Annotated in this window: 9 protein-coding genes and 1 pseudogene; 1 reads left to right on the forward strand and 9 read right to left on the reverse strand. The window is 62.1% G+C overall.

Annotation, left to right across the window (positions count from 1 at the left end; genetic code table 11):
- Positions 1-46: 46 nt before the first annotated feature.
- Entirely contained in the window at positions 47-622 is a 576-nt protein-coding gene (locus tag ACAM51_RS00955) for a YfiR family protein (protein ID WP_369642464.1), read from the reverse strand.
- Positions 619-2,515, reverse strand: a pseudogene (locus ACAM51_RS00960) (TonB-dependent receptor plug domain-containing protein). The gene ACAM51_RS00955 and the pseudogene ACAM51_RS00960 overlap by 4 nt, the downstream one beginning before the upstream one ends.
- 226 nt (positions 2,516-2,741) lie before the next feature.
- Between ACAM51_RS00960 and ACAM51_RS00965 the strand changes: the two are divergent.
- Complete coding sequence (locus tag ACAM51_RS00965; protein WP_369642465.1) at positions 2,742-5,762, forward strand: EAL domain-containing protein; 3,021 nt, start codon at positions 2,742-2,744, stop codon at positions 5,760-5,762.
- Positions 5,763-5,817: 55 nt separating this feature from the next.
- On the opposite strand, the gene ACAM51_RS00970 is transcribed toward ACAM51_RS00965, so the two are convergent.
- The 7 genes from ACAM51_RS00970 to ACAM51_RS01000 form a co-directional block, all read right to left on the reverse strand.
- Positions 5,818-6,351 (reverse strand): response regulator, encoded by a 534-nt coding sequence (locus ACAM51_RS00970; protein WP_218295004.1) that lies wholly within the window; start codon positions 6,349-6,351, stop codon positions 5,818-5,820.
- A gap of 16 nt (positions 6,352-6,367) precedes the next feature.
- A complete protein-coding gene (locus tag ACAM51_RS00975) occupies positions 6,368-7,705 on the reverse strand; it encodes an HD domain-containing phosphohydrolase (protein ID WP_369642466.1) in 1,338 nt (445 codons plus the stop codon).
- A gap of 3 nt (positions 7,706-7,708) precedes the next feature.
- Complete coding sequence (locus ACAM51_RS00980) at positions 7,709-8,662, reverse strand: ATP-binding protein (RefSeq protein ID WP_369642467.1); 954 nt, start codon at positions 8,660-8,662, stop codon at positions 7,709-7,711.
- 14 nt (positions 8,663-8,676) lie between these two features.
- Positions 8,677-9,519, reverse strand: coding sequence for an HDOD domain-containing protein (locus ACAM51_RS00985; RefSeq protein ID WP_218295003.1), 843 nt, complete (start codon positions 9,517-9,519; stop codon positions 8,677-8,679).
- Complete coding sequence (locus ACAM51_RS00990) at positions 9,516-9,845, reverse strand: hypothetical protein (protein ID WP_218338568.1); 330 nt, start codon at positions 9,843-9,845, stop codon at positions 9,516-9,518. The genes ACAM51_RS00985 and ACAM51_RS00990 overlap by 4 nt, the downstream gene beginning before the upstream one ends.
- 15 nt (positions 9,846-9,860) lie before the next feature.
- Positions 9,861-12,827, reverse strand: coding sequence for an EAL domain-containing protein (locus tag ACAM51_RS00995; protein ID WP_369642468.1), 2,967 nt, complete (start codon positions 12,825-12,827; stop codon positions 9,861-9,863).
- Between the two features lie 326 nt (positions 12,828-13,153).
- Positions 13,154-13,498 (reverse strand): helix-turn-helix transcriptional regulator, encoded by a 345-nt coding sequence (locus ACAM51_RS01000; protein ID WP_218295000.1) that lies wholly within the window; start codon positions 13,496-13,498, stop codon positions 13,154-13,156.
- Between the last annotated feature and the right edge of the window lie 241 nt (positions 13,499-13,739).

The following is a 13,739-nucleotide window of genomic DNA, read 5'->3' on the forward strand; positions in this document are numbered from 1 at the left end:
CCAACGCGAACTTGTGGCGCAGCGAGCGTGCTATGGCGTTGAGCATCTAGCGCCCTTCGGCGTGGACTCTCTGGGCCACCGCGAGCAAGCGGGAGCTCAGGCGCAGCCCGCTTTTTTCCACGGGCGCCAGCGCAACCTCGAAACGCACATGGCGATCCACCAGCAGAAAATTGATCATGCCGCCCAGCGCAAGGCCTGCGGGCTCCTCGGTGACTACCAGGATGGGCTGCGCCTGCAATGTGCCCCGCACGGGTTTCAGGCGGGCGGCGTCCCCCTTGCCCACAAACAGGATCGCCACGTCCTCCAGCGGGTCTCCGGCCTTGAGCCGGCTCACCACGATGCTGCGCGAATGGATCTTGCGCCCCTGGACGATCTGCACCAGTTCATCTGCAATGGGATCGGCCCCCAGCACGCCGATCGTGAATGGCGTCTCCACGCTGCCCAGAAAGCCTTCGGGCCAATCCACATACCCGGCAAACTTGTACAGGAACGCGGCCTTGATCTGCGACTCGTCGTTCGGCCAGTCCGGCTGGGCGGCGCAGGGCCCGCAGGCCAGGCCGACCAGGAGCACCCACAGCGCCACCCCTCGCCTCAGCCGCCACGGCGATCTCCAGGTGTTCACAGAGACCACCTGACTCGCAACGCCACGTTGCGCGGAATTTCCCTGCGGTTCAGTGCCGCATTGAATTCCGGGTGGGATCCGTCGAACAGGTTCTGGCCCACGATCGACAGTTCAACGCCAGGCCGCACCGTCCAGCCAAAACGCAGATCGACGGCCGTGTACGCAGGCACGGCGGGGTCCGGCAAGGCCCCTACCCTGCGCACGATGACATCGAGCTCCTGGCGGTGGGGCAGATTGAGCCCGGCACGCAGCATCCACTGGTGGCGGGGATCATTGCCCAGCGCGCGGGGCCCCTCGGGGTCCGAGCTGCCCGGCCGGACCCGAAGGTTCTTGCGCAGCAAGGACAGCCCGCCCGCAAGGCGCAGATGGCGTGCCGCATGCCATTCACCCCAGGCTTCCAGGCCCCAGGTCTTTCCCTCGATCATGTTCTGCACCTGTGCCCCGGGAGGACGCTGACCGCTGCGCAATTTGTCCCAATGGTGCTGAAAGGCCGTGACGGAGTAGGAGAGCGAGGCCGAGGGCTGGGAGCGGTAGCCCAGCTCCAGCACCTTGGCGATTTCCGACTGGAAATCCGGGCCTCCGGCGATCAGAAATGGGGGGGGTCGGGGGCAGGCGTATGTCGCGGTCCAGGCGTGCCGGGGCCCGTACCGCCCGCGACACGGCGCCCCACCAGAGCTGCTGCGGGCTCGGTTTCCATTCGAAGCGCGCACTCGGAAGCGACTCCGTCCCCGTGAAGTCATTCTTCTCCAGTTTGGTGCCAAGCGTCAGGTTGAGGCGGTCGGTCAGCTTGAATTCATCCTGCACAAACACATTGGCCCAGCGCAGCGAAGCTGCTGCCGGCGTGAATCCAAATATCACGCCAGGGCGGATGTCGTCCCGGGCCTGCCTGTATCCCCCGCCCCACAGCAGCCGGTGGGCTCCCAGGGGCACGCCATGCTGGAACTCCACATCCAGAACCCGTTGCCGCGGCTGGTAGAGGAAGGCATCCTTGCGGTCCGTATAGTCGTAGTAGGCCTGCAGGCGAACGTCCTGCCCTGCCGGAAGTTTTCGCGTCAAGCGCCCAAGAACGTTGCCCCCCGACGCCTCCACCCGCCCCAGGTCAAAGCGGCCAAACAGGCCGCGGCTGTCGGTGGCCCCAGCGTATACGTCGCCCTGAAAGGTCAGTTCGCTGCCGTTGTCCACCCAGTCCGCGCGCCATCCCATTTGCCCGCGCGAACGTCCATCCGTTGCCGCGGCACTTCCGGTCTGTACCACGGGCCGGGTCGCGTCGCCCTTGGCGTAGACACGGAACGTCCCCCCTCCTCCCAGCACGCCGCCATATCGGAACGATGCGTCCCGGCCCTGATTGCCGGCACCCACGGCGACAAGCCCGCCCTGGGTGCTGGCGGAGGATTTCGTGATCACGTTGATCACGCCATTGACGGCGTTGGCGCCCCACAAGGTACCTCCCGGTCCACTGATGACCTCTATCCGGTCAACATCTTCCAGCATGACGTCCTGTTGGTCCCAGAACACCCCGGAGAAAAACGGCGTGTAGACCGTGCGGCCGTCGATCAACACCAGCAGCTTGTTGCCAATGGCATTGTTGAAACCGCGCGCGCTGATCGCGTACTGGCTCGCGTCCAGGCGGGCCACCTGGAGATTGGGCGCCAACCGCAATGCCTCGGGCAGCGTGGAGGCGCCGGAGCGGCGGATGCTGTCGGAGGTGATCACAAAGATGGCGGCGGAAGCATCCCCGAGGAACTCGGGGTGCCGGGCCGCGGAGGTGATCTGGATGCTTGCCAGTTCTTCCAGTGAGAGTTCGGCAAGCGCGGAGGCTTTGTTATCCTGGGCCTGGATCGGCGACAGGGACAGGGCCAGCAATCCTGCCAAGCATGCTCTGGGTTGAATCACCGCCTGCCTCCCCGGGTTTGTGGATGCCAAGCCGTCAGCGCCGACTTGGAAACAATGGTAGGTTGAAAACCGGGTATTGCCTACCGTTCAACGGCGGCCGCGCACGCGAACCGCGCAAATTAAGAATCTCTTGATACCTGGGGTGCAGCCCCCTAGACTCGTCTCCACACGGCAGTGTTCCACAGGGGTGTCCCTGTGGCAGGAGGAATATTTGCAAGTGGTCCCCTTGAATATCCTGATGGTCGAGGATGAGCCCAACGACGCGGAACTCGTAGCGCACGCGTTGCGGCGCGCGGCGTTCAACTTCACGAGCCGCCGCGCGGACACCGAGGAGCGGCTGCGCCATGAGCTGCGGGTGGATGTGCCGGACATCATCCTGTCCGACTTCAGCATGCCGCGCTTCAGTGGCCTCGATGCCCTGTCGGTGGCCAGGGAGGTGTGTCCGGACGTCCCGTTCATCTTCGTGTCGGGAACCATCGGGGAAGAGAACGCCATCAATGCCCTCAAGAGCGGGGCGACGGACTACATCCTCAAGCATGACCTGGGGCGGCTGGCCCCCGCGGTCCGCCGCGCCCTCAATGACGCCCTGTCGGCACGCGAGCAAAAGCGCACGCAGGAGGCGCTAAGGCACAGCGAATTGCGGTTTCGGCTGGCGGCCTCCACCGGCGATGTGTGGGACTGGAATGTCGACACGGGCATCGCGCAAATCTCCGCGCAATGGAAATTTCGCCTGGGCTACCAGGACCATGAAATAGAAAATACCGCGGCGGCGTGGCTGGGCCTGCTGGAGCCGTCCGACCGCCAGATGGTGCTGGACGCTTTCGCTGCCCACATCAGGCAGCAGGTTCCCTACGACGTCGAATACCGGGCACTCGCCAAGGATGGCTCCTACCGCTGGTCGCATGCCAAAGGGCAAGCCGTCTGGGATGAAAGCGGCAAGGCAACCTATATGGCGGGCTCCGTGGTGGACATCACCGAGCGCAAGAATGCGGAGCTCAAGGTCAAGCGTCTCAACAGGATCTATGCGGTATTGAGCAGCATCAACTCGCTGATCGTGCGGACGCAGGATCGCAAAGAGCTGTTTCACGAGGCCTGCCAGATCGCCGTCAATGCAGGGGGTTTTCGCCTGGCCTGGATCGGCATCGCTGACATGGAAGAGCAGCATGTGGCCGCGGCGGCCTGGGCAGGGGCCGGAGAAGATTACATCGAGCACATTCCCATGGGGCTGAATGTTCTCGAACGTGAGAACCACGGCCTGGTGGGCGAATGCGTCGGGAGCTCGGAAACCATCCTGGTTCAGGACGTCAGAACCGACCCGAGAATTGTCTTGAGGGATGAGGCAATCAACAGGGGATTTCAGAGCTTTGGCCTGTTCCCGCTGTCGGTCAACAAGAAAGTCATCGGACTGATGGCACTGTATTCGTCCGAGAGAGATTTCTTTGATGATGCCGAAATCCAGCTTCTGCAAGAACTGGCCTCTGACATTGCCTTCTCGCTGGACCATCTTGAAAAATCCGAGCGGCTCAATTACCTGGCCTACTACGATGCACTGACGGGGCTTCCCAATAGAAGCCTGTTGCAGGACCGCCTGGACCAGCTGATTCAAGGCGCCGCCAGCACTGCGGAGGACGCGGCGTGTGTGGCCTTGGTCTGGATGAACATCGACCGGTTCAAGAATATCAACGATACCCTGGGCAGGCATGCGGGAGACGCGGTGATCCAGGCGGTGGCCAGGCGGCTGGTGGAAGCCCTGGGCTCCAACGACAAGATTGCCAGAATGGGTGCCGATCATTTCGGCATCATTGCGACCTATCGCAGTGTTCCCGCGGAAATAGCGCATCTTTTGTCGGAAAAGATATTCCCCTTGATGGACCGTCCGTTCGTTGTGGAGGCGAAAGAGCTGTACCTGACTTTTCGCACAGGCATATCCCTCTATCCGGACGATGGGCGGGAGGCGGACATGCTGTTTGCGCATGCGGAAGCCGCATCGCGCGAGGCCGGTGCGGCCAAGGGACGGTATCAGTTCTATACCGCCTCGATGAATACCCGTGTGCACAGCCAGCTGAGCATAGAAAGCAAGCTGCACAGGGCCTTGGAGAACGACGAGTTCGTTCTGCACTACCAGCCCAAGGTCGCGCTCCTTGACGGAAAAATCACCGGCATGGAGGCACTCATTCGCTGGAATGACCCCGAGTCAGGATTGGTTCCACCTTCGGTTTTCATTCCCATCCTCGAAGAAACGGGAATGATCATCGATGTCGGCCAATGGGTTCTGGAAAGAGCCATTCGCGACCATGACAAGTGGCGCAGCCAAGGATTGACACCTCCAAGGATCGCCGTGAATGTTTCAGCCGTCCAGATGCGGCGGTCCGATTTCTCGAAGATCCTCGGCCTTTGCCTGAAAGGCAGCAAGGGCGGTGAAGTCCCCATCGATATCGAGATCACGGAAAGCCTCTTCATGGAGGATATTGACGTGAACATCCAGCGCCTCCACGACATCCGTGAAATGGGTGTCCGCCTGGCGATCGATGATTTTGGGACGGGCTATTCTTCGCTGGCCTATCTGAAGCGGTTTCCCATCGATTATTTGAAAATCGACCAGAGTTTCGTCAAAGAGGTCATCTACGACCCCGATGCCGCTGCGATCTGCACTGCGATCATCGACCTGGCCCACAATCTCAAGCTCAAGGTCATTGCCGAAGGCGTGGAGACAGAGGCGCAAATGAACTATCTGCATCGCAAGAAGTGCGATGAAATCCAGGGGTACTATTTCAGCAGGCCGGTACCTGCCGAGGATTTTGGACGCCTGCTGGCCGATGGCGTCACCCTCAGGATTCCCGAAAAATCCGCAGAACCCCCCAAGAGAATTCTGATCGTGGACGATGAACCAGGAATACTGGCTTCGATGCGGCGTCTGTTGCGGCGTGATGGGTATGAAATATTGACCGCCAACAGTGCAAAAGATGGTTTCGACATCTTGGCGCAGCAAGAAGTGCAGGTCATTCTTTCAGACCAGCGCATGCCCGAGATGTCTGGAACGGAATTTCTCTCCCGGGCCCGGGAACTCTACCCCGAAACCATCCGGATTGTTCTTTCAGGGTATACCGATCTGGAATCCATTTCGGACGCGATCAACCGAGGCGCCATCTATAAATTTCTGACGAAGCCCTGGGACGACGATCTGCTGCGGGAAAATATCCGCGAAGCATTCAGGCACCATGACGCTGCCCAGCGCAAAGGCGCTTGAATGGCGCAAACCGCCCCGGGGATTTTGAAGGCCCAGGGCTGTGGGGCCGCGGTCCTTAGCTGTCCGGCCCCAGGACCTCTCCATTCGGCCCCCATGTCACATGGGTCAGTCCCGGCTCCAGAGCCTCCAATCGGCGGCGTTCCAGTTCCGTGGCGCTGAGTTGGCCAAACTCGTGACGCCCGACATCGGCCAGATCGTTCTCGTGGCGAAGCTGATCGGCCCGCTCCAGGGCCGAGCGCACATGCCCGAGAAGGTCTTTCTCATCCCAAGGTTTCAGCAGGTAGCGGAAGACTTCCGCATCATTGACCGCCCGCATCAGGTTTTCCGAATCTGACGATGCGCTCAGCACCATCCGCACCGCCCTGGGCTGAATGGTCCGCACGAGGCTCAGAAACTCCACGCCGGTCATCAGGGGCATCCGGTAGTCCGAAATCACCACATCGAAAACGGCCTCTCTGAGCTTGGCCAATGCCACTTCCGGTTCCACCGTTTCTTCAATGCGCAGATCAGCCCCGAGTCCCGCTCGCAGGCTCCGCTTTATCGCCGCCAGGACATGGGGCTCGTCATCCAGTAGGAGAATTCTCTGCATGCCTGAGTCCTTCGTATTACGGTTTGATCGGCAGGATCATTTCAGTACCGTCCCGTCCCTCGCGCAACCTCAGCCGCTTGATCAGCTCGGCCGTCAGCACGTGGTCCGCCGCGAGCAGCACGGCGCCTTCGGTGGACAGGAGGTCCCGCGCCAAGATCATTCCCGGCCGCAGCTGTACGGTGCGCAGCATGCGCGGGGGCGTTTCCGCGCCGGGCGCAGCCTTCAGCAGCATTTGCAGGAAGACATCGACGACTTCGGGGTGGAACTGGGTCCCCCTGCCCCGCGCGATCATCGACCTGGCATCCGCGGCATTCAAGGGCGTGGAGCTGAGGTGGCCGATTTGCAGGTCGTCATACGTGTCCGCCACGGCGAGAATGCACGCGCCCATGGGAATCATCTCCCCCACCAGGCCATCCGGATAGCCCAGGCCGTCGTGCCGCTCATGGTGGCTTCGGATGATGTTGGCCACCGCCTGCATGTCGTCAAGCGCCATGAGCGCCTGCTCCCCGAGCACGGCGTGACGGCGGTACTGGACGGTTTCTTCCTCGGATAGCTTGGGAACAGGCCGGGCCAGCAGGGTATCGGGCAAGGCGATCTGGCCGATGTCGTGCATCAAGCCGGCGATGAACGCGTCCTGCTGGTCCGCCTCGCTCATGTTCATGGCGCGCGCGGTGCGGCGGGCCAGGTCCGCCACGCGCCGTGAATGGCCGGAGAGCTGCCCTCCCCTCCACTCCATCAGATTGGAGAACACCTTGATGGAAGTGAGGTAGTTTTTCTTGATCTTCTGGCTCAGCTGGAGCAACTCACTGGTGCGCGCAGCAACCTTTTCCTCCAGGGTCTCATTGAGCTCCATCAATGCCTGGTTCTTGGACCTGAGAAGTGCCTCCAGGCGGTCCTTCTCATGCTCCAGGGCATGGCGCTCGAACACCTGGTGGGCCGTCGCAAGCACTTCCCCGTCATCCCAGGGCTTGGTGATGTACCGATAGACTTCACCGCTGTTGATGGCCGCGATGGTGGATCCGATGTCCGCGTAGCCCGTCAACAGGATTCGCGTCGTTCGGGGCCAGCGCTGGCGCACCTGTTCCAGCAACTGGGCGCCGCTCATTCCTGGCATCCGCATGTCGGAGAAGATCAGGTCCGCGGGTTCCTGCTCCATCTGGGCAATCGCCTCGGCACCGCTGGTGGCGGTCGTTACCTGGTATCCACTGCCCCGGAACAGGCGCTTGAGCGAAGCCACGATGTTGGGCTCGTCGTCCACGCACAGAATTCGCCAGACGCGTGCATCCTCCTGCGATTGGCCGACCTCCGGAGACAAGGTCGGAAGAGCGGCCGTGAGGTCGATATCGGAGTTCACCCCTTACGCCTCCGCTGCGTGGCGTATCGGCAGCGTGACGCGAAAGCGCGTCCCGACACCCGGTTCGCTGAAGACATCGATGCTTCCCAGGTGCTTCTTGACGATTCCGTACGAAAGCGAAAGGCCCAGCCCGGTGCCCTTGCCGACCGCCTTGGTGGTGAAGAACGGATCGAAGATGCGCCCCAGATTCTCCTTGGCGATGCCCTCGCCCGTGTCCTGGATCTCCACCCACACCCGTGAGTCGTCGGCGCCGGTGAGGATGGTGATGGTGCCCCTGTCCGCCTGGATGGCATGGGCGGCATTGACCAGGAGGTTCATGAAGACCTGGTTGAGTTCGGAGGGAAGGCACTCGATGTCGGGAAGCTCTCCATATGCCTTGACAACGTCCGCCTTGTATTTGATTTCGTTGTTGACGATGTTCAGGGTGGAATCGATGCCGTGGTGCAGATCGGCCAGCACCCACTTCTGGGAGGTGTCCACCCTCGAGAAGTCCTTGAGGTTCTGAACGATGTTGCGCACGCGGGTAATGCCGTCTTTCGATTCCGCCATCAAGGAGGGAATGTCTTCCTTCAGGAAATCCAGCTCTATTTTTTCGCGCAATGCCTTGAGGCGCACCGCCACCGGGGTATCACCGAGCGCAGACTCCGCCTCTTCATAGGCCGCGAGCATCTGGAACAGGTCGCTCAGATAGCGCTCCAGGGTGCCGAAATTGGAGAATATGAATCCAATGGGGTTGTTGATTTCGTGGGCGACACCCGCGGCCAGCTGCCCGATGGATGCCATCCTTTCCGACTGCATCAGCTTGTCCTGCGCATCCGAGAGCTTTGCATTGAGCTGCGTCAGCTCTTCGTTGGATCGCAGCAGCTCCTTGACCCTGTCTTCCGTGGTGTCAGGGGACGACACTGCCGACGGCGTGTCCATGGTGCTTTCGCGAAGTAGTGGGTCGTGAGAATTCATGTAGGGCACCTCTTTCAGGCCAGGAGTGCGTGGCAGACAACCTCATGCTGCTCTGCCACCGCATCGAAAACTGCCATGTAGTCACCGTCGGCCAGTGCCAGTCTGCCCCAGGCATCCAGGGCCAGCAAGGGCACCATATCGTTTTCCTTGTGAGAAAGATCCAGGCCGTGCGCAATGTTGTCGGCGACATGCACGAGGTCCGTGAGGCACAGGCCGCTGGCAGGCGGCGGGCGGTGGTGGCATGAAATGGCCGCAACAATCTCCGGCGCAAAATGCCAATGCTCCGCGATCACCCCGCCGACCTCGGCATGGTCAACACCAAAGTAGTGGCGCTCCGCGGCATGCATCAGGCAATCGTGTTCCAGCTGGTAAGCAATGGCCTGGGCATACTCGTCCTCGTAGGAGCTCACGAGCACCAGCCGCCCGATGTCATGCACCAGCCCCAGCGTGAACGCCGCATCCTCGTCCAATCGCGTGCGCTGCGCCAAGGCTCTGGCGGTGAGTGCCGTGCCGATCGCATGGCGCCAGAACGCATCAAAGTCGAACCCTTGGCAGCGGGAGTTCGCAAAACCGCCCACCAATCCAGCGGCCGTGGCCACGCTGCGCAGGGTGCGAAGCCCGAGAATCGCGGTGGCCTCTGCGATGGAGGTGACCTGGCGAGGAAGGCCATAGAAGGAAGAGTTCGCCAGCCGAAGCGTCTTGGCGGCGATGGCCTGGTCGTGCGATATCTTCACGGCCAGCTGTTCGGCGGAAACATGGCTGTCCCCAAAGGACTGGATCAGTTCCAGCACCACCGCGGGAAGCGCCGGCAGCTCGTGGACACTGCGCAATATGGCATCTGCGGTGAGCTGCTTCATGGTGTCTCCGCGGAGCGATATCGCAGGATCAGATGAAACAGCGGATTGAGCTGGCCGGCCCTCATGGCAGGCCGGAACAGATGCAGCAGGCGTTTTTCCGTATGTGCCTGCTGTGTGGCTGGATCCAGCTTGTCGACAATGCCCGAAACACCTTCCGGCGGATTGACGAAGACGGTGTCGATTCCCCGCTGCTGCAGGCTGTTCAGGATCCCGCGCGTGATGGGCGTCCCCGCCGGGAGCAGAAGCTGTCCGTGCGCGTCCAGCACCGGCTGGGCCAGGAGCATCCCCTCCGGGGTCCATTCAATCGAGGTGGAAAGAGCTTGCATGGGAGTCCGTAGGTGTCAGGCCGCGCTGCTGGGAACCAGGACCAGCAGCCGCCCCCGTGAATGATTTTCCCCTCCCACCGATCTGCACACCACGCGAAACGCCCCGCCGGCAACCTGGACATCGTGGTAGCTCTGGTCCGCGAAATGCCATACCTTGCGAAGATCCTCCGGCAGGACCTGCTCCGCGTCCTGCCCGAGCAAAGCCGCCGTGGTGCCAAACAGCGCTTCGGCATCCGCGTTCACAAACGCCACCATGCCTTCCAGGTCGATCCCGATGACGGCGGCCGGAATATTGTCCAGCACCTCCCGCGCAACGCTCAGGCTACTCTCTTCACGGTGGATCTGCTCCCGCTGGTTCGCCAGCAGCTGTTGCAGGCGGTCATTGACCGCGCTGAGCTCCTCGTTGGCACTGAGCACCGCATTGGCCAGGCGCCGATTCTCATCCGCCATCTCCTTCTGGGAGAACGCTTCCGCGACGTGGCTGCGAAGCCTCTCGTCATCCCAGGGCTTGGTGAGGAACTTGTAGATGGCCCCTTCATTGATGGCATCCGTGATGGATTGCAGTTCGGTATAGCCGGACAGAACCATGCGGATGGTGTCGGGATACAGCTCCTTGGCCCGGCGCAGAAACTCCACCCCCGTCATGCCGGGCATGCGTTGATCCGAAACGATCACGTCCACCGAATTCTCGGCCATCCGCTGCAAGCCCTGCGCACCGCTGTTGGCGGTCACGATGTGATAGCCATCGCGGCGCAACAACCTGCGCAGCGCCGAAACGATGCTGTCCTCGTCATCGACCAGCAGCAGCGTGCGCCGGTGGGTGCGGCGCAGCAGCAGGTGCTCCGGCAGTGCCTGGCCTTTGCTCAGCAACGCGCTCATGTCGTCGGCGCAGACGGGGCCGCTGAAGTAGAAGCCCTGCATCTGGTCGCAGCGGTTGGCGATGAGCAGCGCCAGCTGGCCTTCGGTTTCCACGCCTTCCGCCAACACCTTCATCTGCAGACTGTGCGCCATGTTGATGATGGCGCGCGTGATGGATACGTCCTGCGATGCCGCCGTGACGTCGTGGACGAACGAACGGTCCACCTTCACGACATCGATGGGCAGTGTGCGCAGGTAGCTCAGGCTGGAATAGCCCGTCCCGAAATCATCGAGCGAGATCTCGATGCCCAGCGCCTTCAGGTCGCCCAGAATCCGCGCGATGCGCGTGCTCTCGCCCATCAGGGCGCCTTCGGTGATCTCCAGTCCCAGCAGCCGGGGATCAAGGCCGGTTTCAATGAGCACCTTTTGTATCCGCTGGACCAGATCAGGCTGCTGGAGCTGGCGGGCCGAGAGGTTGACGGCAATCCGGAAGCTGGCGTGCCCGGCACGCTGCCACTCCAGCGCCTGGCGGCAGGCAGCGCGAAGCACCCATTCGCCGATGGGCACGATGAGGCCGGTTTCCTCGGCGACGCGTATATAGCTGGACCTGGGTATCAGGGTGCCGTCCGGGGAGTTCCACTCCAGGAAGGCCTCGGCGCCAATGACGGTTCCACTGACCAGTTCCAGCTTGGGCTGATAGTGCAGATCAAGCTCATTGCGCTCCAGGGCCCGGCGCAGCCCGGACTCCATGGCGAGCCTGGAGATGGCCTTGGAGTGCATGCCGGAGCTGAACACGCAGATCTGGTTCTTGCCCAGTTCATGGGCACGGTACATGGCCGCCTGAGCCTGCTGAAGCAGCTTTTCCGGGTCCTCGCCGTGCGCCGGGTACAGGGATATTCCGATGTCGCACGTCACCTTGATTTCGTTGTCGCCAATCGCGACGGGCAGCGACAGCGCATCCACCAGCGAGGCCGCGACGGTGCGCGCCAACTGCTCGTCCACATTGCCCTCGCGCGCCAGCACCAGCGAAAACTCGCCACTGCCAAAGTGCGCCAGCAGGTCATCCTCGAACGCCTGGGGTTGCAGCCGCGTTCCCACCTCCATGAGCAGCTGGTCCCCTGCCGCGTAGCCCAGCGATTCACTCACGAGCTTGAGCCGGTCGATCTCCACGCTCAGGACGGCAATCTGCCGCCCTTCCCGCGCCGCCTCGCGCATCCTCGTATCAAGATACTCCGTCAACGCGCTGCGGTTGGGCAATCCGGTCACTTCATCCGTGTTCGCAAGCTTGTCCAGCCGCTGCTCCGCCGCGCGCTGCAGCGTGATGTCCTGCAGGAGCGTGACCGTCCTGACCACCCGGCCCTCGTCGTCGGCGTCGGCCAGCACGCGGTGCAGCACCGTGCGCAAACTGCCGTCCGAATGAACGATGCGGTGCTGGAACTCGCAGACATCGTCAGGTGACACGCCTTCGCTGATCGCCTGCACATACGGCCGTTCCACAGCGGGAACCCGGGCCAGCAGCCAGTCCTTTCCGGCCGGAGCGTCCGTCTGGGGGATTCCGAAGATGGCGTGCATGCCGGACGACAGGGTGACGGTGCCTGACACCAGATCCATCTCGGCGGAGCCGATGCGGGCGAGTTCCTCGGCATTGCTGAACAACTGAGCGCGTTGCTGCGCGTAGCGGGTCGCCGTTCGAATGGCGCTGACATCGTGCAGCGTGACCAGATCCGCCGCTTCCTCCCCCAGAAAGATCCGCACGCCCCATACCTGGGCATTGAACTTCTCGCCGTTCTTTCGCAGGCATTCGATCTCATAGGCTTTGCCGGGGACTCCGGCGACCCGCGCATTGGCCTGCTCGCGCACCATGTCCCGGTGCTCCGGCGCGCACAGCAGCATGGGATCCATGCTTTCCAGCATTTCCTCCTTGGTGTAGCCGAAAAGCTCCACGAGCTTGGGGTTCACGAAGAGGAATCTGCCCTTGCGAATCACAAATACGGCCGCTTGCACCTGCTCCACCAGCCGCTGGTAGTCGGCATCGGACAGATGAACCTCCGTGTCGAAGGGGGTGCCTTCGACTGTATGGGTACTCATTGCAGAAAGCCTTTGCCGCCGGGGAAAGGGACGCAACCGAGTTCGTTCAACGGCGTCGGGTATTTGCGACTCAAAGGGGGACCCTCGACTCTGAAATTGGCCATGCGTTGCGAAGAATGAAGCGAGGCCGGCCGTGAGCCGGATGCTTCCTCATTGATCAGTGCCCAAGGGCCGCAGTAGCCCGCTGCGGCGCACAAGGCTTGCTGGCAACTTTACCCATCTCGTTGCCGCTTGTCACGATATTGCGATCAATGCACCACGAGGGTATTCCCAGCAACGCGAAGGCGCTTTGCGCGGAGAATATGTGCCGGTGCCGCGGCCCCTTGCACACCATTTTTTGCGCCGGACGCGGTAGGCGCCCGTCAACCCGGCGGGATGGAGGGAGCCCCTGGCGGGGCGGCGCAGAATTGCTCGAACAGCACGTCCAAGACCGCCAGGGCCTGCGGACTGGCGATCTCATAGTAGATGTGTTTCCCTTCCCGGCGCGTGTTCACCAGGCGTTCTTCGCGCAGTACGCCCAGTTGCTGGGACAGGGTCGGCTGGGAAACGCCCACCAGTGCTTCCAGCTCCCCCACCCTTTTCTCGCCTTGCGTGAGCTGGCACAAGAGGAGAAGGCGGTCGGGGTTGGACAGCACTTTCATCAGGCGGCAGGCAGCGTCGGAGGCGCGGCGAAGTCGGTCGAGGTCGCTCGCGGTGTCGATGGGCATGGTCATCGCTGTGGTTTCGATTCAGGTGTCATGGGTTGCGAGGGAACAAGTCTGCGCCAGCGCGGGACATCATCGCCGGCCCGGGTTTCAGCAGCGCCTTCGGATTTTGATGCTTCAGAGCGCGCCTTCAGCCCGGCAGCCTCGCGGGCGGCGGGTGCAGCGCGCACCGCGGCCGCTCAAAAACGATACCTCACACTGAAACAACAGGCACCGGTCACAAATCAGTTTACATTTTGAGCGA

It is taken from the genome of Acidovorax sp. A79, from assembly GCF_041154505.1.
In the GTDB taxonomy this organism is placed as follows: domain Bacteria; phylum Pseudomonadota; class Gammaproteobacteria; order Burkholderiales; family Burkholderiaceae_C; genus Acidovorax.